The 26,740-nt window shown below is 65.2% G+C and carries 25 protein-coding genes; 7 read left to right on the top strand and 18 right to left on the bottom strand.

Going from position 1 to position 26,740, the window contains the following annotated elements; translation table 11 throughout:
* Positions 1-13: 13 nt before the first annotated feature.
* The 16 genes from E8F06_RS07470 to E8F06_RS07395 all read right to left on the bottom strand — a co-directional run bounded on the left by E8F06_RS07470 (position 14) and on the right by E8F06_RS07395 (position 18,332).
* Complete coding sequence (locus E8F06_RS07470) at positions 14-1,792, bottom strand: acyl-CoA dehydrogenase C-terminal domain-containing protein (protein WP_280365724.1); 1,779 nt, start codon at positions 1,790-1,792, stop codon at positions 14-16.
* 185 nt (positions 1,793-1,977) lie between these two features.
* Entirely contained in the window at positions 1,978-3,771 is a 1,794-nt protein-coding gene (locus tag E8F06_RS07465; RefSeq protein ID WP_280365722.1) for an acyl-CoA dehydrogenase C-terminal domain-containing protein, read from the bottom strand.
* 108 nt (positions 3,772-3,879) lie between these two features.
* Positions 3,880-5,175, bottom strand: a complete 1,296-nt coding sequence (locus E8F06_RS07460) for a GGDEF domain-containing protein (protein ID WP_280365719.1) — start codon at positions 5,173-5,175, stop codon at positions 3,880-3,882.
* A gap of 164 nt (positions 5,176-5,339) precedes the next feature.
* Positions 5,340-7,145, bottom strand: a complete 1,806-nt coding sequence (locus tag E8F06_RS07455; protein WP_280365717.1) for a phenylacyl-CoA dehydrogenase — start codon at positions 7,143-7,145, stop codon at positions 5,340-5,342.
* A 280-nt stretch (positions 7,146-7,425) separates the two neighbouring features.
* A complete protein-coding gene (locus E8F06_RS07450; protein WP_280365713.1) occupies positions 7,426-7,671 on the bottom strand; it encodes a hypothetical protein in 246 nt (81 codons plus the stop codon).
* A gap of 63 nt (positions 7,672-7,734) precedes the next feature.
* Positions 7,735-8,439, bottom strand: coding sequence for a dethiobiotin synthase (gene bioD / locus E8F06_RS07445; protein WP_280365712.1), 705 nt, complete (start codon positions 8,437-8,439; stop codon positions 7,735-7,737).
* Position 8,440: 1 nt separating this feature from the next.
* Positions 8,441-9,256 (bottom strand): malonyl-ACP O-methyltransferase BioC, encoded by an 816-nt coding sequence (bioC, locus tag E8F06_RS07440; RefSeq protein ID WP_280365710.1) that lies wholly within the window; start codon positions 9,254-9,256, stop codon positions 8,441-8,443.
* Entirely contained in the window at positions 9,249-9,974 is a 726-nt protein-coding gene (locus tag E8F06_RS07435; protein ID WP_280365707.1) for an alpha/beta fold hydrolase, read from the bottom strand. Before E8F06_RS07435 ends, bioC begins: the two co-directional genes overlap by 8 nt.
* Positions 9,967-11,148 carry an 8-amino-7-oxononanoate synthase gene (gene bioF / locus E8F06_RS07430; protein ID WP_280365705.1) on the bottom strand — a complete coding sequence of 394 codons (1,182 nt, stop codon included), beginning with the start codon at positions 11,146-11,148 and terminating at the stop codon, positions 9,967-9,969. Before bioF ends, E8F06_RS07435 begins: the two co-directional genes overlap by 8 nt.
* A 98-nt stretch (positions 11,149-11,246) precedes the next feature.
* The gene (gene bioB / locus E8F06_RS07425; RefSeq protein WP_271470954.1) at positions 11,247-12,305 is read right to left on the bottom strand and encodes a biotin synthase BioB; all 1,059 of its coding nucleotides are present in this window, start codon (positions 12,303-12,305) and stop codon (positions 11,247-11,249) included.
* 254 nt (positions 12,306-12,559) lie between these two features.
* Complete coding sequence (locus E8F06_RS07420; RefSeq protein WP_280365698.1) at positions 12,560-13,894, bottom strand: allantoin permease; 1,335 nt, start codon at positions 13,892-13,894, stop codon at positions 12,560-12,562.
* A gap of 98 nt (positions 13,895-13,992) precedes the next feature.
* Entirely contained in the window at positions 13,993-14,970 is a 978-nt protein-coding gene (locus tag E8F06_RS07415) for a biotin-dependent carboxyltransferase family protein (protein WP_280365696.1), read from the bottom strand.
* Positions 14,960-15,841 (bottom strand): allophanate hydrolase subunit 1, encoded by an 882-nt coding sequence (locus tag E8F06_RS07410; protein WP_280365694.1) that lies wholly within the window; start codon positions 15,839-15,841, stop codon positions 14,960-14,962. Before E8F06_RS07410 ends, E8F06_RS07415 begins: the two co-directional genes overlap by 11 nt.
* 1 nt (position 15,842) lies before the next feature.
* Positions 15,843-17,237, bottom strand: coding sequence for an acetyl-CoA carboxylase biotin carboxylase subunit (locus E8F06_RS07405; protein WP_280365691.1), 1,395 nt, complete (start codon positions 17,235-17,237; stop codon positions 15,843-15,845).
* Positions 17,238-17,248: 11 nt separating this feature from the next.
* On the bottom strand, positions 17,249-17,497 hold the full coding sequence (locus E8F06_RS07400) for an acetyl-CoA carboxylase (protein WP_280365689.1): 249 nt from the start codon (positions 17,495-17,497) through the stop codon (positions 17,249-17,251).
* 76 nt (positions 17,498-17,573) lie between these two features.
* Positions 17,574-18,332 (bottom strand): 5-oxoprolinase subunit PxpA, encoded by a 759-nt coding sequence (locus E8F06_RS07395; protein ID WP_280365687.1) that lies wholly within the window; start codon positions 18,330-18,332, stop codon positions 17,574-17,576.
* A 126-nt stretch (positions 18,333-18,458) separates the two neighbouring features.
* Here E8F06_RS07395 and E8F06_RS07390 point away from each other — a divergent pair, with 126 nt between their 5' ends.
* The 6 genes from E8F06_RS07390 (at position 18,459) to rarD (ending at position 23,485) form a co-directional block, all read left to right on the top strand.
* Positions 18,459-19,376, top strand: coding sequence for a LysR family transcriptional regulator (locus E8F06_RS07390; protein WP_280365685.1), 918 nt, complete (start codon positions 18,459-18,461; stop codon positions 19,374-19,376).
* A gap of 58 nt (positions 19,377-19,434) precedes the next feature.
* Entirely contained in the window at positions 19,435-19,728 is a 294-nt protein-coding gene (locus tag E8F06_RS07385) for a hypothetical protein (RefSeq protein WP_190834269.1), read from the top strand.
* Between the two features lie 24 nt (positions 19,729-19,752).
* Positions 19,753-20,481 (top strand): ComF family protein, encoded by a 729-nt coding sequence (locus E8F06_RS07380; RefSeq protein ID WP_280365682.1) that lies wholly within the window; start codon positions 19,753-19,755, stop codon positions 20,479-20,481.
* 65 nt (positions 20,482-20,546) lie between these two features.
* Positions 20,547-21,311 (top strand): TOBE domain-containing protein, encoded by a 765-nt coding sequence (locus E8F06_RS07375; protein WP_280365679.1) that lies wholly within the window; start codon positions 20,547-20,549, stop codon positions 21,309-21,311.
* Positions 21,312-21,380: 69 nt separating this feature from the next.
* The gene (locus E8F06_RS07370; RefSeq protein ID WP_280365677.1) at positions 21,381-22,355 is read left to right on the top strand and encodes a serine/threonine protein kinase; all 975 of its coding nucleotides are present in this window, start codon (positions 21,381-21,383) and stop codon (positions 22,353-22,355) included.
* 242 nt (positions 22,356-22,597) lie between these two features.
* On the top strand, positions 22,598-23,485 hold the full coding sequence (rarD, locus tag E8F06_RS07365) for an EamA family transporter RarD (protein WP_280365674.1): 888 nt from the start codon (positions 22,598-22,600) through the stop codon (positions 23,483-23,485).
* A gap of 70 nt (positions 23,486-23,555) precedes the next feature.
* On the opposite strand, the gene E8F06_RS07360 is transcribed toward rarD, so the two are convergent.
* Positions 23,556-24,074, bottom strand: coding sequence for a glycine cleavage system protein R (locus tag E8F06_RS07360; protein ID WP_280365671.1), 519 nt, complete (start codon positions 24,072-24,074; stop codon positions 23,556-23,558).
* Positions 24,075-24,111: 37 nt separating this feature from the next.
* A complete protein-coding gene (locus E8F06_RS07355) occupies positions 24,112-24,558 on the bottom strand; it encodes a GNAT family N-acetyltransferase (RefSeq protein WP_280365670.1) in 447 nt (148 codons plus the stop codon).
* A gap of 308 nt (positions 24,559-24,866) precedes the next feature.
* Here E8F06_RS07355 and E8F06_RS07350 point away from each other — a divergent pair.
* Positions 24,867-26,740, top strand: a 1,874-nt coding sequence (locus E8F06_RS07350; protein WP_280365667.1) for a malate synthase G, incomplete at its 3' end; no start/stop codon positions are given.

The raw sequence follows: 26,740 nt of genomic DNA, 5'->3' as shown, positions 1-26,740 counted from the left end.
TGCGAGGTGCCGATCAGAACTGCTCGGCGTCCAGCAGGTAGAGCGACTCGCTGCCGGCCTTCACCGAGGCGGTCAGGGAGTGGATGCGCGGCAGCAGGCGGGCGAAGTAGAAGCGCGCGGTGCCGAGCTTGCTGGCGTAGAAGTCGTCCTGACCTTCCTTGCCCAGGGCAGCGCGGGCCATCAATGCCCACATGTAGGCATAGGCGGTGTAGCCAAACACGTGGAGGTATTCCACCGAGGCGGCACCGATCTCGTTCGGGTTGTTCTTCGCGCTGTCCAGGACCCAGGCGGTCAGCTCGTCGAGGTTGGCGACGGCAGCTTTCAGCGGCTCGGTGAACTCGGCCAGCTCGGCGGAAGCGCCGTTGGCGAAGGCTTTGATCTCGTCGGCGAAGTGCTTGTAGAACGCGCCACCGCTGGCCACGACCTTGCGGCCCACCAGGTCGAGGGCCTGGATGCCGTTGGTGCCTTCGTAGATCTGGGTGATGCGCACGTCACGCACCAGTTGCTCCTGGCCCCACTCACGGATGAAGCCGTGGCCGCCGAAGACCTGCTGGCCGTGCACAGTGGTTTCCAGACCGAGGTCGGTGAGGAACGCCTTGGCCACCGGGGTCAGCAGGGCGACCATGTCTTCCGCGCGCTTGCGCACGACGGGGTCTTCGCTGAACTTGGCGGTGTCGAGCTGCATGGCGACGTAGCTGGAGAAGGCACGGCCGCCTTCGTTGGCCGCTTTCATGGTCAGCAGCATGCGGCGCACGTCCGGGTGGACGATGATCGGGTCAGCGGCCTTTTCCTTGGCAACCGGGCCAGTCGGCGCGCGGCTCTGGATGCGCTCGCGGGCGTATTCCACGGCGCTCTGGTAGGAACGCTCGCCGGAGGCCAGGCCCTGGATGCCAACGCCCAGACGCTCGTAGTTCATCATGGTGAACATGGCGGCCAGGCCCTTGTTCGGGGCATCGACGATGTAGCCGGTGGCGCCGTCGAAGTTCATCACGCAGGTGGCCGAACCCTTGATGCCCATCTTGTGTTCGATGGAGCCGCAGGACACGGCGTTCTGCTCGCCCAGGGAGCCATCGGCGTTGACCATCACCTTCGGTACCAGGAACAGCGAGATGCCCTTCGGACCGGCCGGGGCGTCCGGCAGCTTGGCCAGTACCAGGTGGATGATGTTCTCGGTCAGGTCGTGCTCGCCACCGGTGATGAAGATCTTGGTGCCGGTGATCTTGTAGCTGCCGTCGGCCTGGGGTTCGGCCTTGGTGCGGATGATGCCGAGGTCGGTACCGGCGTGCGGTTCGGTCAGGCACATGGAGCCGGCCCAGACACCCGCGTACATGTTCGGCAGGTACTGTTCCTTCAGCTCTTCGCTGGCGTGGGCGTTGATCGACAGGCAGGCGCCGGCGGTCAGCATCGGGTACAGGCCGAAGGACAGGTTGGCCGCGTTGACCATTTCTTCCACCTGGGCGGAGATGACCTTGGGCATGCCCATGCCGCCGAAGACGGGGTCACCGCCCACGCCGACCCAGCCACCTTCGGCGTAGGTTTTGTAAGCCGCGGGGAAGCCGGCCGGGGTGCTCACGGAACCGTCTTTCCACTGGCAGCCTTCCTCGTCGCCGCTGCGGTTCAGCGGGGCGATCACGCCACCGGTGACCTTGCCGGCTTCTTCCAGGATGGCGGAGGCGGTGTCGGCGTCGACCACTTCGGCCAGGGCAGGCAGTTCAGCCCAGAGCTTGGCGACCTCGAAGACTTCATTGAGGACGAAGCGCATATCGCGCAGGGGCGCTTTGTAGTCAGCCATTGCAAACCTCGTAATCACTCACAGGTGGCCAGTGGGGCCGGTTTCACGGATAGACCCGGAGTGTACATGAACAACTTTTTAGAGACATAGTGTCACTTAGTGACCATATAGTCTCAGTCAGTCACGCACCCCAATAGAAAGGAAAAGGCCCGCTCCAGGCGGGCCTTCGACCGTCCATCGGCGGGTCAGAGCGAGAAGTTCTCTGCCGGCAACTGCATCAGGCAATCACTGCCCGCCTCCACCGCCGCCCGGTGGGCCTCGGTGCGCGGCAGCAGGCGCTTGAAGTAGAAATCACAGGTCGCCAGCTTGGTCTGATAGTAGGCGCTGTCGCCCTCGCCCGCCTGCAGCTTGGCTTCCGCCACCAGGGCCATGCGCAGCCAGAGCCACGCCAGGGTGATGTAGCCGGAGTACATGAGGTAGTCGAGGGCGGCGGCGCCGACTTCGTCCGGGTCCTTCATCGCGGCCATGCCGACCTTCTGGGTCAGTTCGCCCCACTGCTGATTGAGACGCGCCAGCTCGGCCACCTGCGCCTTGAAGCGCGGATGCTCGGTCTGGGCCTGGCAGAACTTGTGGATCAGTTTGGTGAAGCCACGCAGCAGCTTGCCCTGGCTGCCGAGCACCTTGCGACCCAGCAGGTCGAGCGCCTGGATGCCGTTGGTGCCCTCGTAGATGGGGGCGATGCGGCAATCGCGCACCAGCTGTTCCATGCCCCATTCGCGGATGTAGCCGTGACCGCCGAATACCTGCATACCGAGGTTGGTGGCTTCGAGGCCGGAATCGGTCATGAAGGCCTTGCAGATCGGGGTGAGGAAGGCGAGCAGGTTCTCGGCTTCTTCGCGCTGCTCGGCGCTGTCGCTGCGATGGGCGATGTCCAGTTGCTGGGCGGTGAAGTAGGCCAGGGCGCGGTTGCCCTCGTTGAAGGCCTTCATGGTCAGCAGCATGCGACGCACGTCGGGGTGCACGATGATCGGGTCGGCCGGCTTGTCCGGTGCCTTGGGCCCGGTGAGGGCGCGCATCTGCAGGCGGTCATTGGCATAACGCACGGCGCCCTGGTAGCTGGCTTCGCCGAGGCAGAGGCCTTGCATGCCGGTGCCCAGGCGGGCGTGGTTCATCATGGTGAACATGCAGTTCAGGCCCTTGTTGGCTTCACCGATTAGGAAGCCCGTGGCGCCATCGAAGTTCATCACGCAAGTGGCCGAGGCCTTGATGCCCATCTTGTGTTCGATGGAGCCACAGGACACGGCGTTGCGCTCGCCAATGCCCTCACCGGCCGGGAGGAACTTGGGCACGATGAACAGCGAAATGCCCTTGGTGCCCGCCGGTGCGTCAGGGAGCTTGGCCAGCACGAGGTGGATGATGTTCTCGCTCATGTCGTGTTCGCCGGCGGAGATGAAGATCTTGGTGCCGGAGATCGCGTAGCTACCGTCGGCCTGGGGCACGGCGCGGGTCTTGATGATGCCGAGGTCGGTGCCGCAATGGGGCTCGGTGAGGCACATGGTGCCGGTCCAGCGACCTTCGGTGAGACGGGTCAGGTAGGTCTGCTTCTGCTCTTCGGTGCCGTGGGCGTGGATGGCCGACATGGCGCCGTGGGTCAGACCCGGGTACATAGCCCAGGACTGGTTGGCCGAGGCGACCATCTCACTGATGATCAGCCCGAGGGAATGGGGCAGGCCCTGGCCACCATAGGCTGGGTCCGCCGCCAGGCCGTTCCAACCGCCTTCGACGTACTGGGCGAAAGCTTCCTTGAAGCCCTTGGGCGTGGTCACCACGCCGTCGCGCCACTGGCACTCTTCTTCATCGCCAGAGCGGTTGATGGGCGAAAGCACCTGTTCGCAGAACCTGGCGCCTTCTTCGAGGATGGCGGCGACCATGTCCGGGGTGGCATCGCTGGCGCCCAGTGCCGCGTAGCTGGCCGGGTAGTCGAAGACTTCGTCGATGAGGAAACGGATGTCGCGAAGCGGGGCCTTGTATTCGGGCATGGCAGGTTCTCCTTGTGAGGGCAGCACTTGATCGTCCGACCCTACTTTGCACCCACCTCCCCTACAACGACGCTACCGCTGCTGAATGGAGCGTCATAACCAGCCGCCTCAGCTTCTGACGGCCTTCTTCACCCGCACCGCCCCCCGGCGATTCTCGCCATGACGGAAGACCCGGTTACGCCCGGCGCTCTTGGCACTGTAGAGCGCCTGGTCGGCAGCCTTGATGACTTCTTCCGGGGTGCGCTGTTCGGCATCCCGTTCGGCCACACCGATGCTGATGGTCACCGACACGGTCTGCCCGCTGGCCGCTCCACGCTTGGCACGACCGGTGTCGTCACTCTTCGGCCGGCTGTCCTGGTCGCGCAGGTGCATCTGGTACTGCTCGATGGTCTGGCGCACGTCTTCCAGGTGAGGCATGCACTCTTCCACCGACTTGCCGGGGAAGAGGATGGTGAATTCCTCGCCACCGTAGCGGTAGGCCTTGCCACCGCCGCCCACCTTGCGCAGACGACTGGCCACCAGGCGCAGCACCTGGTCGCCCACATCGTGGCCGTAGGTGTCGTTGAATTTCTTGAAGTGGTCGACGTCGGTCATCGCCAGCACGTAGTTGCGCCCGAGGCGCCGCAGACGCTCGTTCAACGCACGGCGGCCGGGCAGGCCGGTGAGTTCGTCGCGGAAAGCCATCTGGTAGGCCTCTTGGGCCACGGACGCGGTAAGCGCGAGCATCACCAGGCTGCTCATTACGTGGAGCGCGTGGGGCAGCAGGAAGGTCTTGGGCAACATCCACAGCAGGCCGACCAGTCCGAGCAATTGAGCCGCATGCTGCGGCCGCGGTTGGCGCAGATAGGTGACCAACAACGCCACCAGGGAGACGACGAACGCCAGGTAGGCCAGTTGCACCAGGGTCATCCAGCTTCCGTGGAGCAGGGGCCAGTGGATCTGCCCGATGAAGCCCAGCAGCGCGTCCGGGTAGTTGCTGCCCAGTGCCACTGTCACGCCGAGCACGGCCGCCAGCACCGCACCACGGGCGACAAAATCCTGCAGCAGGTGCGTGCGTTCCTCCCAGCAGCCATACAGGCCGTAGAGCGTGGGCAGCAGCAGGCTGGCGAGATGGAAGACCAGCCCGGCGTCCTCTCTCACCACCCGCTCGGCCTGGTAGTAATCGACCTGGGTATCAAGCTGGTAGTAGGCCAGGTAGACAACCAGCAGCAGCGCCACCTGGCGCACCCGGCCGTAGGCTGAGCAGAAGGCGCCGCCCAGCAGCAGGAGCAAGGTAGGCAGCACGTTGAAGAGGGAGGTGAAGAACTCGTTCATCCCCGACAGCGAGCCCACCACCCCGCCCCCGACCACCAGCAGCAAGGGAGGCAGGAAATGACTGACGCGATAAGACACACGAGGCCGCACGGGGTCTGATCCTGGGATTCGAAAGACGGGGAAATATCGAGGTGGCGATATGATTGCACAGGCGCGAGACACGCGCACAGGGCGGCGCTGCGAACTTCCGCACAACTCAATGCCCGGAACGAAAAAGCCCGCCAAAAGGCGGGCTCTTCGTGTAGCGCTGAACCTTAGTAACCCAGGTCGAAATCTTCTTCGGCCAGGTCCATCAGGTTGCTCGCACCGGACAGCATGGTTTCAGCGTGGGTGCGGGTACGCGGCAGGATGCGCTTGAAGTAGAAGCGCGCGGTCTGCAGCTTGGCCTTGTAGAAGGCGGCGTCGCCTTCGCCAGCGGCCAGCTTCTCGGCAGCCAGGCGAGCCATGTCGGCCCAGAAGTAGGCCAGGCAGGCGTAACCGGAGTACATCAGGTAGTCCACCGAAGCGGCACCCACTTCCTCGCGGTCCTTCATGGCGGCCATGCCGATCTTCATGGTCAGCTCGCCCCACTCCTTGTTCAGCTTGGCCAGCGGCTCGACGAATTCCTTGACGGCTTCGTTGCCTTCGTTGGCCTGGCAGAACTTGTGCACGATCTTGGTGAAGCCCTTGAGCGCTTCGCCCTGGGTCATCAGGATCTTGCGGCCCAGCAGGTCGAGGGCCTGAACGCCGGTGGTGCCTTCGTACATCATGGAGATGCGGCAGTCACGCAGGTTCTGCTCCATGCCCCACTCGCTGATGAAGCCGTGGCCGCCGTAGATCTGCATGCCGTGGGAAGCGGACTCGAAGCCCACTTCGGTCATGAAGGCCTTGGCGATGGGGGTCAGGAAAGCCAGCAGGCCGTCAGCAGCTTTCTTCTGCTCTTCGTCCTGGCTGTACTTGACGATGTCCACTTGCTTGGCGGTGAAGTAGACCATGGCGCGGTTGCCTTCGGCGAAGGCCTTCATGGTCAGCAGCATGCGACGCACGTCCGGGTGGACGATGATCGGGTCGGCAGCCTTGTCCGGCGCTTTCGGGCCCGTCAGGGAACGCATCTGCAGACGCTCGCGAGCGTACTTGATGCCACCCTGGAAACCGATTTCGGCGTGGGCCAGGCCTTGCAGCGCGGTACCCAGGCGAGCGGTGTTCATGAAGGTGAACATGCAGTTCAGGCCTTTGTTCGCCGGGCCGATCAGGAAGCCGGTGGCGCCGTCGAAGTTCATCACGCAGGTGGCGTTGCCGTGGATGCCCATCTTGTGCTCGATGGAACCGCAGGAAACGGCGTTGCGCTCGCCGGCCGAACCATCGGCGTTCGGCATGAACTTCGGAACGATGAACAGGGAAATACCCTTGGTGCCAGCCGGAGCGTCGGGCAGGCGGGCCAGGACGATATGGACGATGTTGTCGGCCATGTCGTGCTCACCGGCGGAGATGAAGATCTTGGTGCCGGAAACCTTGTAGGAACCATCAGCCTGGGGCTCGGCCTTGGTGCGCAGCATGCCCAGGTCGGTACCGCAGTGCGGTTCGGTCAGGCACATGGTGCCGGTCCACTCGCCGGATACCAGCTTGGTCAGGTAGGTGTGCTTCTGCTCGTCAGTGCCATGGGCGGACAGGGTGTTCATCGCGCCATGGGACAGGCCGGGGTACATGCCCCAGGACCAGTTGGCCTCGCCAACCATCTCGCTGATGGCCAGGCCCAGGGATTCCGGCAGGCCTTGGCCGCCGTGATCGACGTCGTGGGCCAGGCTCGGCCAGCCGCCTTCGACGAACTGCTTGTAGGCTTCCTTGAAGCCGGTCGGGGTCTTCACGCCGGACTCGCTCCAGGTGCAGCCCTCGGTGTCACCCACACGGTTCAGCGGAGCGATTACCTGCTCACAGAACTTGGCACCCTCTTCGAGGATGGCGTCGACCATGTCCGGGGTAGCGTCCTGGCAGCCAGGCAGGCTCTGATAGTGCGCTTCGTAGCCGAGCAGTTCGTCACGAACGAAGCGAATATCACGCAAGGGGGCCTTGTAATCAGGCATAGCGGTAAACCTCTGCAGTGGGTTCCTGGTTCAGCTGACCGGAGCGCCGGTCGCTAACGGCATTTATGGTGATTGCGGGAGCAATCAAACAGGCGTTTGAAACATACGTTTACGCCAATTCCCTGTCAAGCGCTGTGCCCGACCGACCGGTCATCTCCCTGGCAGACAGCCGAAGGCCCTGCCTGAAGACAGTAAAGATCAAGAATCAGCGCGACAGCGCCGGAACGAGGCAGGAAGGCGAGGATGCGAAAAGGGCCGCGAGAAGCGGCCCTTGGGGGGATCAGGCGAAGGTGTCGATGAGGCTGCCGATCATCTGGTCAGTGGCCTTGGCGACCATGCTGCCGGCTTCGGCCTGGACCTTGCCGGCCTCGAGGGCGAGCAGGATGGTGGTGAGGTCGGCGGGTTGCTGCGAGTCGGCGCCTGCGACCGTGCTGCTGGCGATTTCGCCAGCGGCCTTCTCGACCATGCGCTGGCCGGACTGGATGGCGCCGAGTCCTGCGCTGAAGCCACTTCCCTGGATTTCCATGGCGGATACCGAAGCTCGTTTGACGATGCCGGCAATTGAAGCAGCCGAACGCGCGTCGCGCAATCAGGCCCGGACGTTCCCGGCAATCCGCAGCAATGGAGAGAGGTCGAGATAGCCGGCTACCGCCGCCGGAGTCGCCTCGGCCAGGTGCGGCACGCGCCCCAGGCAAGGTGCCGACAGACGCTCGGCCAGTGTGGCGAGGTTCTCCTCCAGGCGCGATGTCTGCGGGTCAACCACGTTGGCGACCCAGCCAGCGAGGGTCAGGCCATCACGCTGGATCGCCTCGGCAGTCAGCAGCGCATGGTTGATGCAGCCCAGCCGCACGCCGACTACCAGGATCACCGGCAGGCCAAGGGCGATAGGCAGGTCGGACAGGGTGGCGGAGCCGGCCAGGGGCACGCGCCAGCCGCCCGCCCCTTCCACCAGGCTGAAATCGGCACCCATGGCCAGGACCCGGCGTACCGGATCGGCAAGGGCGTCCACATCCAGGCGGATGCCGGCCTCACGTGCGGCGAGGTGCGGCGCGATGGCCGGTGCGAAAGCCAGCGGATTGACCTCCTCATAGGCCAGCGGCAGCGTGCACTCGCCCAGCAGCGCCAGGGCATCGCTGTTGCGCAGGCCGTCGGCGGTCTCCTCGCAGCCGGACGCCACCGGCTTGGCTGCTGCGGTGGACAACCCCAGCGTCCGGGCAGCGTGCAGCAGCCCAGCGGCGATGGTGGTCTTGCCGATCTCGGTGTCGGTACCGGTCACGAAGTAGGCGGCCGCCATTTCAGTCTTCCTTCTTCAGTACGCCGTAGACCACCTGGTAGGTGGCCGGCAGACCCTGTGGCTGGCGGAAGCGCTCATAGGCGTCCACCAGCGCCAGGATGCGCGCCCGTCCGGTCAGCCCGCCGGGGCGGCCGGGGTTGAGGTTGTGGGCGCCAAGGGCCTTGAGTTCGTGGGTCAAGGTTCGCAGATCGGCGTAGTGCAGCACCTGGGGCTCGCTGCCCAGGTCGAGCGGCAGCAGGCCACTGGCGGCACAGAGGTCCTGGTAATCCTCCAGGCGACGGAAGCGGTTGACGTGGACGAATCCGTCCACTGCCTGCCAGCTGTCACGCAACTCCTGCAGGGTGCCGACGCAGAGGCTGCTGAAGGCGAATACGCCTCCGGGCTGCAGGACGCGACGGGCCTCGGCGAGCACGGCGGCGAAGTCGGCGCACCACTGCACGGCAAGGCTGGAGAAAATCAGTTGCTGGGTACCGCTGGCCAACGGCAGGTGCTCGGCATCCCCGGCGATGAAGCGCCGCGCACCACCCAGCGGACGGGCGTGGCGCAGCATGCCTTCGGCGATGTCCACGGCCAGGCCGTCGCCTGCGGGAAAGCGCTCGGCCAAGGCTCGGGAGAAGTAACCGGTGCCGCAGCCCAGGTCGAGCCAGCGCTGCGGCTCGAAGCCTTGCGGCAGCCGGCTCAGCAGCTCGCGGCCGACCGCCCGTTGCAGGGCGGCGACGCTGTCGTAGCTGTCCGCCGCGCGGGAAAAGGACGCCGCCACCTGGCGCTTGTCCGGCAGATGGCCTTCGGCCTCGGCAGCGATCCGTGGATCAGACATCGTGACCCTCGCGCATGAAGTCGAGGATGGTCGCCGCGACCTCCTCCGGCCGCTCCAGTGGCAGGCCGTGGCTGGCATCGGCGAAAACCTGCACTTCCACATCCGGCAACCATTCCAGCAGCGCATCGGCGGCGGTGATCGGTACCAGTGCATCGCGTCCGGCGAACAGGTGCAGCTGCGGGCCGCCGAAGCCCTGAATCGCCGCGCGGATGTCCAGCACGTCGAGCAGGCGCAGGCCGGCCTCCAGCACCTTGGGCTCGGCGGGCACCTGGGTGACCTGGAGTTGCCGCGCCAGGGTACGGGCATCCCGCGCGCCCTGGGCCACCAGCATGGTGAAGCGCTTCAAGGTCTGCGCGGGGTCGAGGCGGCAGGCCTCGTAGAAGGCCCCGAAGATTTCCTGGGACATGGCGCAGGGCCAGTCATCGCGGTCGCGGAAACTCATGTTGCTGCACAACCCGATCAGGCCGCGGCAGGCGTCGCCCCGGCGCGCGGCCAGTTGCGCAGCGAGCATGCCACCGAGGGACCAACCGGCCAGCCAGCTGTCCTGGGGCAAGCGGGCGTCCAGTTCGTCGAGCCAGGCGCCGGCCTGGTCCAGGGCGGGTAAGGGTTCGATCTCCACCGCCAGGTGCGGCGCACGCTCCAGCAGGGCTTCACGCAGGGGTTCGAGGGCAGCCGGGCCAATGGCCCAGCCCGGTAGCAGAATCAGGCGCTCACGCATCGGGGGCTTCCTCCTTCGCCAGGGTTGCCCAGCACTCGGCCAGGGCATTCAGCAAGGATTCAAGCTGCTCTTCGCTGTGAGCGGCGGAGAAAGTGACGCGCAGTCGCGCACTGCCGGCCGGCACGGTCGGCGGGCGGATCGCGCCGACCAGGATGCCGCGATCTCGCAAGAGGGCGGACAGCTTCAGGGCGCGGGCGCTGTCGCCGATCAGGATCGGCTGGATCGGCGTCGGGCTGTCCATCAGGGTCAGGCCGATTTCGGCTGCCCCCTCGCGGAAGCGCTGGATCAGCTTGTTCAGGTGCTCACGGCGCCAGCTTTCGCGCTGCAGCAGCTCCAGGCTCTTCAGGGTGGCGCAGGCTACGGCCGGAGGCTGGCTGGTGGTGTAGATGTAGGGGCGGGCGAACTGGATCAGCGTCTCGATCAGCTCTTCGCTACCGGCGACGAAGGCGCCGGCGGTGCCAAAGGCCTTGCCCAGGGTGCCCACCAGCACGGGCACATCGTCCTGGCTCAGGCCGAAGTGTTCGACGATGCCGCCGCCAGTGGCGCCCAGCGGACCGAAACCGTGGGCATCATCCACCATCACCCAGGCGCCACGGGCCTTTGCAGCAGCGCAGACGGCGGGCAGTTCGGCGAGGTCGCCGTCCATGCTGAATACGCCGTCGGTGACCACCAGGGTGTTGCCTTCCGCCTTTTCCAGGCGGCTGGCGAGGCTATCGGCATCGTTATGCAGGTAGCGTGAGAAACGCGCGCCGGAGAGCAGCCCGGCGTCCAGCAAGGACGCGTGATTGAGGCGGTCTTCCAGCACGGTGTCGCCCTTGCCCAGCAGCGCGGTGACAGCGCCCAGGTTGGCCATGTAGCCGGTGGAAAACAGCAGTGCGCGGGGGCGCCCGGTGAATTCGGCGAGGGCCAGTTCCAGATCATGGTGCGGGCCGCTATGACCGATCACCAGGTGCGAAGCGCCACCACCGGCGCCCCAGCGCTCTACGCCACGTTGCAGGGCGGCCTTCACCTCGGGGTGATCGGCCAGGCCCAGGTAATCGTTGGAGCAGAAAGCCAGCATGGGTCGGCCATCCACCACCACCTCGGGCCCTTGAGGGCTTTCCAGCAACGGGCGCTGGCGATAGAGGTTTTCCGCATGGCGGGCGGCAAGGCGCGAGGCGAGATCAAAAGGCATGGGCGGTTCGGTTTTTCGTAGGAGCCAGCTTGCTGGCGAACCTGCAGGAGCCGCCCTTCGCGAGCAAGCTCGCTCCTACAGGGTTCGATAGTGCGATATCAGGCGGAAGCGGCGTCGTAGAACAGCTGCGAGTCGCGCTGTTCGACCAGGGCCTGCTCGATGGCGGCCTGGTGCACTTCGTCGGCGTGCTCTTCGCGCTCTTCCGGCTTGATACCGAGACGGGCGAACAGCTGCATGTCTTTCTCAGCCTGCGGGTTCTTGGTGGTCAGCAGCTTCTCGCCGTAGAAGATCGAGTTGGCGCCCGCCATGAAGGCCAGGGCCTGCATCTGCTCGTTCATCTGCTCGCGGCCGGCGGACAGGCGCACGTGGGACTTCGGCATCATGATCCGGGCGACCGCCAGGGTGCGGATGAAGTCGAACGGATCGACGTCTTTCTCTTCAGCCAGCGGAGTGCCCTTCACTTTCACCAGCATGTTGATCGGCACCGATTCCGGGTGCTCGGGCAGGTTGGCCAGCTGGATCAGCAGGCCGGCGCGGTCTTCCACCGACTCGCCCATGCCGAGGATGCCGCCGGAGCAGATCTTCATCCCCGCCTCGCGCACGTAGGCCAGGGTCTGCAGACGCTCGCTGTAGGTGCGGGTGGTGATGATGTTGCCGTAGAACTCCGGCGAGGTATCCAGGTTGTGGTTGTAGTAGTCCAGGCCGGCATCGGCGAGGGCCTTGGTCTGCTCCTGATCCAGGCGACCAAGGGTCATGCAGGTTTCCAGGCCGAGTTTCTTCACGCCCTTCACCATTTCCAGCACGTAGGGCATGTCCTTGGCGGACGGGTGCTTCCAGGCGGCGCCCATGCAGAAGCGGGTGGAACCGATGGCCTTGGCTTCGGCAGCGGCTTCGAGCACCTTCTGCACTTCCATCAGCTTTTCCTTGTCCAGGCCGGTGTTGTAGTGGCCGGACTGGGGGCAATACTTGCAGTCTTCCGGGCAGGCGCCGGTCTTGATCGACAGCAGGGTGGAAACCTGTACCCGGTTCGGGTCGAAGTTCGCGCGGTGGACGGTCTGGGCGTGGAACAGCAGGTCATTGAACGGCTGTTCGAACAGCGCCTTCACCTCGGCGAGGGACCAGTCGTGACGGGTAGCGATGGATGCGGTTGCACTCATGGAGGTTTCCTTCGACGCTGTAGGGCGCCTTTGTCGGGGATACCCGGACCGGGAGTCCGGGAATTCAGGCTTAGGGCATCATATGTGGAGCCAAAGCGCTGTCAACCATGTTTTTACTTATGGTTTACATCTGATTGTTTTTTGATCTATTCGATCAATCTCGAAGTGGCATTCCCTGCTGATTTCCGGAACGACAGTCCCGCAGAGAGCGCGGCTTGATGCCGAAACTCTCTGCGAGGCCGCGTGCCCAGGATTCAGACAGCCCCGGACTTGAGCGCCGCCTGGTGCTTGCCGACCGCCATAAACCAGTAGGTGCCGAATGCCACCAGGAAGCTGAGCGGCGCCGAGAAGCTGGCCACCGTCGGTTCGCCCACCTGCAGCAGGCCGAGGCCGAGCATCGAAGCGCCGCACCATGCCACCAGGCCACGGGCACTGAAGGCCGGTAGTTCGTGCCCGGCGTCAGGGTTCGCGGCGGCGTGCGAGAGGATGTGTGCCAACGCCACAGCCACCCAGGCGACGACGAAGATGCCCTGCCAGGCCAACGCCTTGAGCAGCCAACTGAACACGTCCGCCAGCATCAGCCCATAAACCAGCGCCCCGACCACCAGCGCCCAGACCACGCGCGACTGGCGCAGTTGGCACAAGTCGCCGAAGAAGGCCTGCATGTTTACCGTGGCCAGGTAGTAGTTGGCGGTGTTGATGCGGGTCTGGGTCACCCAGACGAACAGCAGACCCCAGATGCCCATCAGTTGGAGGATGGCCATCACCACGGTGACTTCGCTCAGCTCGCCCTCGCGCGGCATGCTGGCGGCCAGGTAGATGCCGGCCACGCCATTGAGCAGGAAGGTCACCAGGTAGAACGGCATGCCGAAGTTCCAGCGGCCGTGGTAGCGGGCGTCTTCCGGCTTGCCGAAGCGGGCATAGTCGAAGGTGAACATCATCAGCACCCAAACGCCCATGTAGGCAGTGAAGCAGTCCCACCAGCCAGTGGCGGAAGGCTCCACCGGGCCGAAGTCGAGCCACTGCGGCTGGTAGCCGTATTCGCTGATGGACAGCGCCACGGCGGCGAGCAGGCCGAACAGGTAGAACGGCAGGAGCACGCCGTTGAACTTGTCCAGCCAGTTCTGCACGCTGCCGAAGATCAGCGGCACGCTGTAGAGCACCACCAGTAGCGCGGCCAGTGGGTAGGACAGCGACGGGTAAAGGTGGTTCAAGGCGACCGCGATCACCGAACCTTCGAACACCGCGTAGTAGATAGCAGTGGAAAAGAAGATCAGGGTCGCCAGGGATGCTCCGAGGCGGCCGAACAGCAGCCGCGAGAACAGCGCCACGGACAGTCCGCTGCGCACCGCGAAGCGGCTGATTACCGCGTTGATCACGCCGTAGCAGACCACCGACAGCAGCATGCCGATGATCGCGTTGCGCGCGCCGTATGCCAGTGCCAGGGAAGCACCGACAACGATGTAGAACATGGCGCTGCACACGGCCCACCAGGCCATGGTCAGCGACAGCTTGCCCATGCGGGCATCGGGTGGAACGGGGTGGGTGGACAGGTCGATATCTTGTTCTTGTTTCGACAGGCTAGCCATGAGGGTTCTCCGGCAAGGGAGGCAGGTATTTCAGCCGCACGGGGCCGCGACGGCCCCGTACAGGGGCCGCCGGAAGACGTGTCGGCCGCGTGGTTGGATCAGGCGAGGAAGAAGCGCTGCAAGCGCTCCAGTTGCTGGTTGTACTGGCGCCGCGCAGCCAGCCCTTCCTCCAGGCTGATGGCGACGAATCGCGCCTTCTGGTTCGGCTGCATCTGCGCCATGCGGTCGAGGTCGGGGCTGATCACCGTGCCGATGGTGGCGTAGCCGCCGCCGGATACTGCGTCGCGATGCAGGATGATCGGCTCCAGACCGCCGGGAACCTGGATCGAGCCGATGGGGTAGCAGGCATCCACGATGTTGGACGGGTCGGAACCCGCGCCGAAAGGTTGCTCGCGCGGCTCGAACTCCAGCGGCGTGCCGCCCTTGAAGCGGTAGCCAGTGCGATCCGCCTCCGAGCCCACGGTCCAGGTGTCAGCGAAAAACTGCTCCACAGCGCGCGGGGTCAGGCGATGTACGTAGAGTCCCGGCACGACGCGCAGGGTGACTTCGCCGCCCACCTCGATCTGCAACGAACGCGGCAGCGCCAACCCTTCGCGGCCCTGGCCGGAGGGCGTGCCGAGCGGCAGCTCGTCGCCGGCGGCCAGGCGCCTGCCCTGGAAGCCACCGATGGCACCAAGGCCGTAGGTGGAGCGGCTGTCGAGTACCTCAGGCACGTCCAGGCCGCCGTCGATGGCGACATAGCCGCGAGCACCGGCCTTGATGTAGTCGAAGCCCAGCACCTGCCCGGCACGCACGCGGAAGGCGGCGTCCTGAGGCATCTCCGCACCATCCAGGCGTGGCGTCATGCGCGCGCCACAGACCGCTACCAGAGCATCGCGCCGGAACTCCAGCTGCGGTCCCAGCAGGGTGCACTCCAGCACCGCGGCGGTGGGTGCGTTGCCCACCAGCAGGTTGGCCGCGCGCAGGGCGAACTGGTCGAGGGCACCGGAGGGCGGGATGCCCAAGTGGTAGTAGCCTTCGCGCCCGGCATCCTGGACCGAAGTCGACAGGCCCGGTTTCAGCACCTTAATCGTCATTGAGCACCTCCTGCAGGCGCTGCTTGCAGCCTTGAGAATCCTGGATGAACGCATCGAGGTCGAAGGTGACCGGGCGGATGCGCAACTGGAAGGTCCCCGCCTCGACCTCGGCGACGGCCTGGTCGTAGGCAGCACGGTCGATGGGTTTGAACTGCACGATGTCGCCGGAACGGAAGAACACCATGGAGTCCGCGAGGTAGGCCAGGCGCTGCTCGGGGTCGTAGATCGGTGCCGGGGTGACGCCAAACATCTGGTATCCCCCCGCACCGCGTACTGAATAGATGCAGCCGAAGCAGCCGCCATGGCCCAGGGTGAGCTTTGGCGTGTCGGTGCGTGGCCGCAGGTACTTGGGCACCTGGATCTGCCGCTCGCGCTCGACCATCTGGTACATGAACGGCAGGCCGGCAACGAAGCCCACCATGGAAACGAACCAGGGCGACCCACTGTGTGCATCGATGAACGCCTGCACGTCGGCATGGCCGTTGATGCGTGCGGCGTACTCCAGGTCGGTGGACTCCGGGTCCTGGTGGCGGTCGCGGAAGCGCATCAGCGTTTCATGGGTCCAGGGGTCGTTGTAGAGCACCGGGATCTCGATGATCCGGGTCTCCAGACGACGCTCAGCGGTCGCACGATCTTCCAGTTGGCGCACGGTCTCCAGCAGCGTCTCTGGGGCGATCAGGTCCGGGTTGAAGCGGACCTGGAAGGACGCATTGGCCAGGCAGATGTCGAGGACGCCGGGCAGCGCCGCCTCCTCCAGGGCGCGAGTGATGGCCATGCCCCGGAAAAAGGCTTCCAGCGACATGGACTCGGAGACTTCGGCGAACAGGTGCTCGTCGCCGCCGAAGCTGTAACGCACGGATTCAGGGTTCATGTCAGGCCTCCGGGGCGACAGCCAGCAGCTCGGCCCGCTCGGCCCGCTCGGCAAGCCAGGGTTCCAGGGTTCCAGTGTCGAACTGGCCATCGCGTACCGCCGGGTCGGTCAGCAACAGGCGATGCAGCGGCAGGGTCGTGGCCATGCCGGTGAGACGCGTGTCCTGCAGGGCTGCCTCGGCACGGGCGAAGGCCTCGGCGCGATCACGCCCATGCACCACCAGCTTGGCCAGCAGCGAGTCGTAGTAGGCCGGTACGCGATAGCCCTCGAACAGGTGACTCTCCACGCGGATGCCCTCCCCGCTCGGCCATGCCAGCGACTCCACCAGGCCCGGGCTGGGGAAGAAATTGCGCGCCGGATCCTCTGCATTGATGCGCATTTCCAGAGCTGCGCCCTGCAGGCGGATGTCCTCCTGTGCCAGCGACAGCGGCTCACCACCGGCGATGCGCAGCATCCATTGCACGAGATCGATCCCGGTCACCATCTCGGTCACCGGATGCTCCACCTGGATGCGGGTATTCATTTCAATGAAGAAGAACTCACCACTCACGGCGTCGAAGAGGTACTCCAGGGTTCCTGCACCGCGATAGCCGATATCACGAGCAAGGCGCACCGCGCTGTCGCACAGGGTGGCGCGTTGCTCCGCACTGAGCACGGGCGATGGCGCTTCCTCGAATACCTTCTGGCGTCGGCGCTGCAGCGAGCATTCGCGCTCGAACAGGTGCACTGCGTGCTGGCCATCGCCCAGCACCTGCACTTCGATGTGCCGTGCCTGACGGATGAAGCGTTCCAGATACACCGCGCCGGAGCCGAAGGCAGCCTGGGCCTCACGTTGCGCCAGGGGAAACTCGCGGGCGAGCTCTTCGGCATCCCGGGCGATGCGGATACCGCGGCCACCACCACCCGCCGAGGCTTTGATCAGCAACGGATAGCCGACCTGTTCGGCACAGGTCAGGGCTGCATCGAGGTCTTCCAGCTCACCGGGCGAACCCGGCACCACCGGCACACCAGCGGCCTGGGCGGTGCGCCGCGCTTCGGCCTTGTCGCCCATGCGGCGGATGGTGTCGGCGTCGGGGCCGACGAAAATAAGCCCGGCATTGGCGACCGCTTCGGCGAAGGCGGCGTTCTCGGACAGGAAGCCGTAGCCCGGATGAATCGCATTGGCGCCGCAGTCGAGTGCCGCCTGAAGCAGCGCTTCGCCATTCAGGTAGCTCTTGTCGGCACGGGCAGGACCGATGACCCGCACTTCGTCCGCCAGTCGCGCCGGCAGCGAATCGACGTCCGCCTCGCTGCACGCCGCCACGGTTGGAATGCCCAGGGCCTGAGCCGCGCGGATGATACGCACGGCGATCTCGCCCCGGTTGGCCACCAGCAATTTGTAGATGGACCCGCTCATTGCCCGTCTCCTCACGCGTCTGTCTGGATAACGGCCAGCAACTGCCCCGGCTCCACCGGGTCACCATCTTCTGCATGGAAGGCCAGGATCCGACCGCCCAGGTCGGTGGTCAGCTCGGAGAATTGCTTCATCACTTCGACCAACCCGATCGCCGCGCCAGGGGCGACCAGGTCACCCTCGCTGGCGTAGTTGGCGGCGTCCGGGCTGGGCTTGCGATAGAAAGTCCCCGGGAGCGGCGAAAGCACCTGATGTTCAGCCATGTCTGTTCCTCTTGTAGTCGTTGTCTGGGCAGGCGTTGGAATGGGTTACTGCCGATGTAGTCCAGGCGTCATCGGTTCAACGTGGCGCTCTGATGGCGATACCGGATGCCTCCAACCGCGAACGGGTACGCTGGACCAGGGCAAGCGCACCGGGGGTGTCGCTGTGGATGCACACGGAATCGAAGCGGATCGGGATGTCCTGGCCGTCCACTGTGCGAACCACGCCTTCCTGGCAGGCCCGCAGGACCTTGTCGGCGACCTGGTCCGGGTCCCAGGCGGTCACCCGGCGGATGAACACGATGGAGCCGGAGGCGTCGTATTCGCGATCGGCGTAAAACTCGCGCACCACCGGCTGGCCCAGTTCCTCGGCGACACGGCAGGTGGCCGAGCCGTCCATGCAGAACAACAGCAGCTCGGGGTCGAGGCGGCGCAGGGTGGAGACGAACAGGCGAGCAGCCTCCTCGTCACGGGCCAGGTGCATGTAAAGCGCGCCGTGGGGCTTGATGTGCTGCATCGGCACACCCTGCAGGCGGGCGAACTCACGCAGCGCGCCGAGCTGGTAGAGCATGTCGTTGACCAGCTCCTGGGCCGGCGCATTGATGTGCCGGCGGCCAAAGCCGACCAGGTCGCGAAAGCCCGGGTGAGCGCCGATGCCGACGCCGTGCTGCTGCGCCATCTCGATGGTGCGCAACATGATGTTGGGGTCACCGGCATGGAAACCGGTGGCGATGTTGGCGCTGCTGATCAGGGGCATGATCTGGGCGTCGACGCCATCGCCAATGGTCCATGGACCGAACCCTTCGCCCATGTCGGAATTGAGGTCGACCTCGGTCATCGCCTGCTTGCCTCGTGTTGTTGGATGTCGATGACAAAACGTTAAAAGCGGCCCGAGGTATTGGGAAGATTTATTATTCGATAGACTGGTTTCTGAAAAATCGATACCCCCACCGACAGGTTTCCCATGGCATTCACCCTTCGCCAGGTCCGCTATTTCGTCGCCACCGCCGAGGTCGGGCAGATCTCCCAGGCCGCCATCCACCTGAACATCTCGCAGTCGGCGGTCACCAGCGCCATCCAGGAACTGGAAGGTCTGCTGGGGGTGAGCCTGTTCATCCGCTCGCCTCAGGGCATGACCCTGACCGACAGCGGTCGGCACTTCCTCAACCACGCTTACTCGATCCTGCGCAGTGTCGAGGACGCCCTGAAGAGCCCGCTGCCGGATACCAGCATCGAGGGCAGCCTGAAGGTGGCGGCCAGCTACACGGTGATGGGCTACTTCCTGCCCTATCACCTGCAACGCATGGCTCAGTGGTATCCAGGTATCCAGCTGAACCTGTTCGAACAGGAGCGCGAAGCCATCGAAGCCGGCCTCGTCGATGGCTCGCTAGACATGGCCGTGGTGCTCACGGCCAATCTTCGCCACCCGGACATTGCTGCCGAATCGCTGTTCAGTTCGGAGCGCCGGCTCTGGCTGCCGAATCGACATCCGCTGAGCGAGCGCCCCGCTGTCGGCCTGGCTGACGTCGCCCGGGAACCCTTCATCCTCCTGACCGTGGACGAAGCGGACCAGACTGCCCTGCGCTACTGGGAGTCGACCGACTTCAGGCCCAATGTGATACTCCGCACCAGCTCGGTGGAGGCAGTGCGCAGCATGGTTGCCAACGGTTCGGGCGTCGCCATCCTCTCTGACCTGGTGTACCGACCCTGGTCGCTGGAGGGCCGTCGCATCGAGACCCTCTCGCTGACTGACCCGGTACCGCCGATGAGCGTCGGCCTGGCCTGGCGTCGCGACCGCGAGTTCAGCGAGCCGATGAAAGCCTTCCGCGAGTACTTCCGGCACTCTTTCCTCGCCCCGCAATTGAGCAGCTCACGCCGCTGAACCCTGAACCACCACGGCGCTCAAATCGCGCATAACAACCCCAAGGAGCCCCACCGCGATGCGCACCGAAGGATTTTTCGAATGGCTCGGCCGGATGATCGGCACCGTCATCCGCTTCTTCGTCGACCTGCTCTCAGGCGTGCTGGGCGGCATTGGCCAGGCCATCGACGACTTTTTCAACGGGCTGGCGCGGGCCATCGGCATGGACGTGTCTTTCTTCAGCCTGTTCCTGCTGGTTATCGGTCTGCTCCTGCTCTACAGCGGCATCCGCGCCTTCATTCGCAAGTCCATCATTGGCGGCCTGGTGCTCACCTTCCTTGGCCTGGTGGTGATGAGCTGGCTGATCGTCTGAATCCCATGTCCCACGGAGGGGACCATGTTCGCTCTGCTCGCCCGGCTGCGGCCGGACTGGCTTCGTCACACGCCCACCTGCCTGCTCTGCCGCGCGCCGGGCGGTAGCCTGCCCATCTGCAGCGGTTGTGAGGCCGAACTCCCCTGGCTCGCCGGGCATTGCTCGGTGTGCGCCCTGCCCTTGCCCACCCATGGACTGCCGTGCGGCGAATGCCTGAAACGGCCGCCGCCCTTCAGCCGGGTGGAGGCCGTCTGGCGCTACGGCTTTCCGGTGGACAGCCTGATCACCCGCTTCAAGCATCAGGGCAACTGGCCCCAAGGTCGTCTCCTCGGAGAGCTGCTCGCGCGCCATCTGGAACATGCCTTCAACGACGGTTTGCCGCGCCCATCAGCGCTTCTGCCGGTTCCGCTGGCCCCACCACGCCTGCGCAAGCGCGGCTTCAACCAGGCACAGATGCTGGCGCGCTGGCTGGGCAAAGGGTTGGACATCAGGTTGCAGGATGACTGGTTGCGGCGAGTCGAGGACGGGCCGCCCCAGCAGGGACTGGACGCCGCCGCACGGCGCCGTAACCTGCGCCACGCCTTCGCCCTGGCGCCGCGAGCAGATGTGAAGGGCCTGCATGTCGCGCTGGTGGACGATGCGCTGACAACAGGCACCACCGCGCATTTCCTCGCCCGCTTGCTCAAGCGGGCCGGCGCGACGCGGGTGGACGTCTACTGCCTGGCGCGCACGCCCCGCCCTGGCGACCGTTGAAGGCTTGACGCGATGGGCCCGCGGGCGCAGCCTGCGCGCCAGAACCCCTGACGATCGGCCTGCCCATGAGCCTGACCAGCGCCCTCACCCAGCAACTCACCCGCCGCCCGCAGCGTCTGGCGCTGCTGGAGCAGATCGCCGTGCAAGGTTCGATCACCCGCGCTGCCAAGGCCGCCGGGCTGAGCTACAAGGCCGCGTGGGACGCCATCGACGAGCTGAACAACCTCGCCGAGCGGCCCCTGGTGGAACGCTCGGTGGGGGGCAAGGGTGGTGGCGGTGCACGACTGTCCGCCGAGGGCGAGCGCCTGCTGGCGCTCTACAAGCGCCTGGAAAGCCTGCAAGCGCGCCTGCTGGAAAGTGCCGAAAGCGAACAGGACCTTGAGCTGCTGGGCCGCCTCATGCTGCGCACCAGCGCTCGCAATCAACTGAGCGGCCGAGTGCTCGACATCCAGCCCAAGGGCCGCAATGACCTGGTGAAGATCGAACTGGCCGGAGGCGCCCGCCTGCTGGCACAGATCACCCGCGACAGCACCGAAAAGCTGGAACTGGCCCCGGGCCGCGGCGTGGTGGCGCTGATCAAGGCCGGCTGGCTGCGCCTGCAGCCGCTTTCCGAACCGGGCGACGAATCACTGAACCAGTTGCAGGGCCGGATCGAGGAAATCCTCGACGCCGCCGACGGCCCCAGCGAAGTCCGCATCGCCCTGGCCAGCGGCCAGACCCTCTGTGCCCTGGTCGAACCCGAGCGCCTGGCACAGCCCGGCCTCAAGCCCGGCGACGAAGTCCGCGCACAGTTCGCCCCTGGCCAGGTACTGCTCGGCACCGCGCTCTGAGGCCCTTATTCCAACGCGCAGCAAATCGCCGGCAGGGATAGACTGGGCGCCTGACTGCCGGAGCCACTCATGTCCCACCCCTTCGATGACCTCACCCCCGACCTGGTACTGGATGCCGTTGAAAGCCTCGGCTTCCTCAGCGACGCACGCATCCTCGCGCTGAACAGCTACGAGAACCGCGTGTACCAAGTGGGCATCGAAGACGCTGAGCCGCTGATCGCCAAGTTCTATCGACCGCAGCGCTGGAGCGACGCCGCGATCCGCGAGGAGCACAGCTTCAGCGCCGAATTGGCGGAATGCGAAGTGCCCGTCGTGGCACCACTGCTGCGCGATGGTGAAAGTCTGTTCGAACACGCCGGATTCCGCTTCGCCCTCTTCCCTCGCCGTGGCGGGCGTGCGCCCGAGCCCGGCAACCTGGACCAGCTTTTCCGCCTCGGTCAGCTCCTCGGCCGCCTTCATGCGGTGGGCGCGACCCGTCCCTTCGAGCATCGGGAAACCCTGGCGGTGGATAACTTCGGCCATCAGTCCCTGGCCACGCTGCTGGAAGGCGGCTTCATTCCTCGCAGCCTGTTGCCGGCCTATGAGTCGGTCGCCCGCGACCTGCTCAAGCGCCTGGATGCCGTGTTCGCGCACGTGCGTTACCAGCCCATCCGCCTGCACGGCGACTGCCACCCCGGCAACCTGCTGTGCCGCGACGAAATCTTCCATATGGTGGACCTGGACGACTGCCGCATGGGCCCGGCGGTTCAGGACCTGTGGATGATGCTCGCCGGCGAGCGCCACGAACGCCTCGGCCAACTCGCCGAGCTGGTGGACGGCTACCAGGAGTTCCACGACTTCGACCCGCGCGAGCTCCCGCTGATCGAAGGCCTGCGCACCCTGCGCCTCATGCACCACAGCGCCTGGATCGCCCGCCGCTGGGACGACCCGGCCTTCCCCATGCATTTCTCCTGGTTCGGCAGCGAGCGCTACTGGGGCGACCAGATCCTCACCCTGCGCGAACAACTGGCGGCGCTGGACGAAGAGCCGTTGAAGCTGTTCTGAGCAAATTCCAGCTCCGGAGCCGGTAGGGTGGGCTTCAGCCCACGCTGACCTCCGATGGTGGGCTGAAGCCCACCCTACTGACTGCCCCCACCACCCACAGGGCAAGCTGCTCCCGCCGTAAAGAACCCCTTACGCTTTCCGCTTGCCCATCCCCACGGAAAAAACCTGAGCACACAGACAAGCCCCGACGGCGCCAACTAGAATGTCGCACCACTCGTTAGCTGCCTAAGCAAGGAACCTTCATGGCCACCGCCGACCCGCGCCGCGGGTACATCCTGGGGCTCTCCGCCTACATCATCTGGGGACTCTTTCCGCTCTACTTCAAAGCCATCCAGAGCGTTCCTGCACTGGAAATCATCGTTCACCGGGCCATCTGGTCCGCCCTGTTCGGCGCAGCGCTACTGCTGGTGTGGAAGCACCCCGGCTGGTTCCGCGAACTGCGGGAGAATCCCAAACGCTTCGGCGTGCTGGCCGCCAGCGGCATGCTCATCGCCGCCAACTGGCTGGTGTATGTCTGGGCGGTAAACAACGGTCGGATGCTGGAAGCCAGCCTGGGCTACTACATCAACCCGCTGGTGAATGTGCTGCTGGGGATGCTGATTCTCGGCGAGCGCCTGCGTCGGTTGCAGTGGCTGGCGGTGCTATTGGCAGCGGCGGGCGTTGCCCAGCAGATCTGGCAGGTGGGCGCGCTGCCCTGGGTTTCCCTCACCCTGGCGCTGACCTTCGGATTCTACGGGCTGATCCGCAAGCAGGCACCGGTGGCGGCCCTGCCCGGCCTGGTGGTGGAAACCTGGTTGCTCTTGCCGCTGGCGGTTGGCTGGCTGCTGCTGAATCCGACTGCCGCCTCGGCGCAGGCCAGTTTCTGGGGCAGCCCCGAAGCCCTCTGGCTCATGGCGGCCGGCCCGATCACGCTGGTGCCACTGGTGTGCTTCAACGCCGCCGCTCGCAACCTGCCTTACACCACCCTCGGCTTCCTCCAGTACCTGGCGCCGACCCTGGTGATGCTTCAGGCGATCTTCCTCTTCGACGAGCATTTCGACCCGAGCAAGCTGCTGGCCTTCTTCTTCATCTGGGCGGGCCTGGCCATCTACAGCGTCGACGCCTGGCTCACCCTGCGGCGTAATTTCTGAACCTCGCCGGTGGCAAGGCCGGCTTCGGGCGTGGGGTGGAAATCCGCCAAGTGAATTTCCACCCGCGCGCTCACTTCTCCTGATGCAGGTTCAGCTCCACCATCAGCTCGTCCGCCAACCCCTCCAGCTTGGCCTGCAACACGTCCAGCGACAGGGTCAGCGGAACCGCCAGCACGGCTTCGGCATGGAACAGCGGCTCGCTGCTCATGGGTGCCGGCATCACCTCGGTGATCAGGCTTTCCAGGTTCACCCCCAGTTCCGCCAGTAGGCGCGTGATGTCCCGGACGATGCCCGGTCGATCGTTACCCACCAGATCCAGCAGGATTGGCTTCCAGGTGCAGGCCGGTTCGATGCCGCTCTGCGCCAGCATCACCCGGATGCCGTGGGCGCTGAGGCCCTGCAATCCCTCTACCAGCTCGTCGTAGCCTTCGGCCGGGACCGCTACGCGCAATATCCCGGCGAATTGCCCGGCCATGCGCGACATGCGGCTTTCCAGCCAGTTGCCGCCGTGGGCGGCGATGCACTGCGCGACGCGTTCCACCAGACCCGGCTGGTCCGCCGCTATGACCGTAAGTACCAGATGATCCACGCTCGACTCCTTCTCTGTAGGCAACCGGCGCCGGGCGTCAGGCCAGGCTCAGCCAGTAGGTGAAGAAAACCTCATCCCGCACATAACCCAGTCGCTCGTACAACGCCTGACCGGCAAGGTTGGTCTTCGCGGTTTCCAACTGGATGCCGCAGGCGCCGGTGCGTTCGGCGTGAGCGCGGGCGGCGTTCATCAGGTCCTCACCGACGCCCTGGCGCCGGGCGGCAGGCACTACATAAAGATCGCTCAACAACCAGGCCGGTGCCAGCGCCAGCGATGAGAGAAAGGGATAGAGCTGGGTGAAGCCCAGGGGCGTTCCGTCACTGTCACGGGCGATGAACAGGGTCGAGTCGCCGCGATCCAGGCGCTGTTCGAGGAAGGAACGGATTTCCGCCAGGGGCCGGGGGACCTGATAGAACTCCAGGTAGCCGGCGAAAAGTGCGGACAGATCATCAAGATCGCTGAACGTGACGGCATTTACAGGCATGAGACGACTCCAGGGACGAATTCGCAGGAGTATAGGAAAGCCCCCGAGAACCCGCGCAGAATCGCGTGCGACGGCCTGTCGCAGTTTCTCTGAAAAACAAATCGTGTACATTTTTCAGATTTAACTGGAACAAAGCGCCAGTTTTTTGAGAACATTCTGCCCGCCGTTGTGACCGTAAAGCAGCTTTTAGTCGCATAGCGACGCGACCCCACTGATTTTCACGACGGCTTCATGTAGTATGCCGCGCTTCGGACTACAAGAAGGGAAACCCCCGGTCCGAGCGGATATTGAGCAGAGTGAGGCAAGCAATGACTGAGCGCGTTCAAGTCGGTGGCCTTCAGGTCGCCAGAGTCCTGTTCGACTTCGTGAACAACGAAGCCATCCCCGGAACCGGCATTGCGGCCGAGCAGTTCTGGGCCGGTGTGGAAGCCGTCATCAATGACCTGGCTCCGAAGAACAAAGCCCTCCTCGCCAAACGCGATGAACTGCAGGCCAAGATCGACGCCTGGCACCAGGCCCGTGCCGGCCAGGCCCACGACGCCGTGGCCTACAAGGCGTTCCTCCAGGAGATCGGCTACCTGCTGCCGGAACCGGCCGACTTCCAGGCCACGACCCAGAATGTCGACGAAGAAATCGCCACCATGGCCGGCCCGCAGCTGGTCGTGCCGGTGATGAACGCACGTTTCGCCCTGAACGCCGCCAACGCGCGCTGGGGTTCGCTCTACGATGCGCTCTACGGCACCGACGCCATCAGCGAAGACGGTGGCGCCGAGAAGGGCAAGGGCTACAACAAGGTTCGCGGTGACAAGGTGATCGCCTTCGCCCGCGCCTTCCTCGACGAAGCCGCGCCGCTGGAGGGTGCTTCCCACGTCGACGCCACCGCCTACGCCGTGAAGAACGGCCAGTTGGCCGTGACCCTGAAGAACGGTAGCGAAGTCGGCCTGAAAAACGCCGACCAGTTCATCGCCTTGCAGGGCGAGGCCGCCAAGCCGGCCGCCGTGCTGCTGAAGCACAACGGCCTGCACTTCGAAATCCAGATCGACCCGACCAGCCCGATCGGCCAGACCGACGCCGCCGGCGTGAAAGACGTGCTGATGGAATCCGCGCTGACCACCATCATGGACTGCGAAGACTCCGTCGCCGCCGTCGATGCCGACGACAAGGTCGTGGTCTACCGCAACTGGCTCGGCCTGATGAAGGGCGACCTGGCTGAATCCGTCAGCAAGGGCGGCCAGACCTTCACCCGCACCATGAATCCGGACCGCGTCTACAGCAAGGCCGATGGCTCCGAGCTGACTCTGCACGGCCGTTCCCTGCTGTTCGTGCGCAACGTCGGTCACCTGATGACCAACCCGGCCATCCTCGACGCCGCGGGCAACGAAGTACCGGAAGGCATCCAGGACGGCCTGTTCACCGGCCTGATCGCGCTGCACAACCTGAAGGGCAACACCAGCCGCAAGAACACCCGCACCGGCTCCATGTACATCGTGAAGCCGAAGATGCACGGCCCGATCGAGGTGGCCTTCGCCACCGAAATCTTCGGCCGCGTAGAAGACGTGCTGGGCCTGCCGCGCAACACCCTGAAGGTCGGCATCATGGATGAGGAGCGCCGCACCACCGTCAACCTGAAGGCCTGCATCAAGGCCGCTGCCGAGCGCGTGGTGTTCATCAACACCGGCTTCCTCGACCGCACCGGTGACGAAATCCACACCTCGATGGAAGCCGGCGCCGTGGTGCGCAAGGGCGCCATGAAGAACGAGAAGTGGATCGGCGCCTACGAGAACAGCAACGTGGACATCGGCCTGGCTACCGGCCTGCAAGGCAAAGCGCAGATCGGCAAAGGCATGTGGGCCATGCCGGACCTGATGGCCGCCATGCTCGAGCAGAAGATCGGCCACCCGCTGGCCGGCGCCAACACCGCCTGGGTGCCGTCGCCGACCGCCGCCACCCTGCACGCGCTGCACTACCACAAGGTCGACGTGTTCGCCCGCCAGGCCGAACTGGCCAAGCGTGCCCCGGCGTCGGTGGACGACATCCTGACCATTCCGCTGGCGCCGAACACCAACTGGAGCGCGGACGAGATCCAGAACGAACTGGACAACAACGCCCAGGGCATCCTCGGTTATGTCGTGCGCTGGATCGACCAGGGCGTCGGCTGCTCCAAGGTGCCGGACATCAACGA

The sequence above is a fragment of the Pseudomonas sp. BN411 genome (genome assembly GCF_029871235.1).
GTDB lineage: Bacteria > Pseudomonadota > Gammaproteobacteria > Pseudomonadales > Pseudomonadaceae > Metapseudomonas.
This window is presented reverse-complemented; position numbering and strand designations above follow the sequence as displayed.

Coding starts and splice junctions, on each gene's coding strand:
- E8F06_RS07470 (WP_280365724.1), bottom strand. CDS start 1,792: ATGGCTGACTACAAAGCGCCCCTGCGCGATATGCGCTTCGTCCTCAAT.
- E8F06_RS07465 (WP_280365722.1), bottom strand. CDS start 3,771: ATGCCCGAATACAAGGCCCCGCTTCGCGACATCCGTTTCCTCATCGAC.
- E8F06_RS07455 (WP_280365717.1), bottom strand. CDS start 7,145: ATGCCTGATTACAAGGCCCCCTTGCGTGATATTCGCTTCGTTCGTGAC.
- E8F06_RS07450 (WP_280365713.1), bottom strand. CDS start 7,671: ATGGAAATCCAGGGAAGTGGCTTCAGCGCAGGACTCGGCGCCATCCAG.
- bioD (WP_280365712.1), bottom strand. CDS start 8,439: ATGGCGGCCGCCTACTTCGTGACCGGTACCGACACCGAGATCGGCAAG.
- bioC (WP_280365710.1), bottom strand. CDS start 9,256: ATGTCTGATCCACGGATCGCTGCCGAGGCCGAAGGCCATCTGCCGGAC.
- E8F06_RS07435 (WP_280365707.1), bottom strand. CDS start 9,974: ATGCGTGAGCGCCTGATTCTGCTACCGGGCTGGGCCATTGGCCCGGCT.
- bioF (WP_280365705.1), bottom strand. CDS start 11,148: ATGCCTTTTGATCTCGCCTCGCGCCTTGCCGCCCGCCATGCGGAAAAC.
- bioB (WP_271470954.1), bottom strand. CDS start 12,305: ATGAGTGCAACCGCATCCATCGCTACCCGTCACGACTGGTCCCTCGCC.
- E8F06_RS07420 (WP_280365698.1), bottom strand. CDS start 13,894: ATGGCTAGCCTGTCGAAACAAGAACAAGATATCGACCTGTCCACCCAC.
- E8F06_RS07415 (WP_280365696.1), bottom strand. CDS start 14,970: ATGACGATTAAGGTGCTGAAACCGGGCCTGTCGACTTCGGTCCAGGAT.
- E8F06_RS07410 (WP_280365694.1), bottom strand. CDS start 15,841: ATGAACCCTGAATCCGTGCGTTACAGCTTCGGCGGCGACGAGCACCTG.
- E8F06_RS07405 (WP_280365691.1), bottom strand. CDS start 17,237: ATGAGCGGGTCCATCTACAAATTGCTGGTGGCCAACCGGGGCGAGATC.
- E8F06_RS07400 (WP_280365689.1), bottom strand. CDS start 17,497: ATGGCTGAACATCAGGTGCTTTCGCCGCTCCCGGGGACTTTCTATCGC.
- E8F06_RS07395 (WP_280365687.1), bottom strand. CDS start 18,332: ATGACCGAGGTCGACCTCAATTCCGACATGGGCGAAGGGTTCGGTCCA.
- E8F06_RS07390 (WP_280365685.1), top strand. CDS start 18,459: ATGGCATTCACCCTTCGCCAGGTCCGCTATTTCGTCGCCACCGCCGAG.
- E8F06_RS07385 (WP_190834269.1), top strand. CDS start 19,435: ATGCGCACCGAAGGATTTTTCGAATGGCTCGGCCGGATGATCGGCACC.
- E8F06_RS07380 (WP_280365682.1), top strand. CDS start 19,753: ATGTTCGCTCTGCTCGCCCGGCTGCGGCCGGACTGGCTTCGTCACACG.
- E8F06_RS07375 (WP_280365679.1), top strand. CDS start 20,547: ATGAGCCTGACCAGCGCCCTCACCCAGCAACTCACCCGCCGCCCGCAG.
- E8F06_RS07370 (WP_280365677.1), top strand. CDS start 21,381: ATGTCCCACCCCTTCGATGACCTCACCCCCGACCTGGTACTGGATGCC.
- rarD (WP_280365674.1), top strand. CDS start 22,598: ATGGCCACCGCCGACCCGCGCCGCGGGTACATCCTGGGGCTCTCCGCC.
- E8F06_RS07355 (WP_280365670.1), bottom strand. CDS start 24,558: ATGCCTGTAAATGCCGTCACGTTCAGCGATCTTGATGATCTGTCCGCA.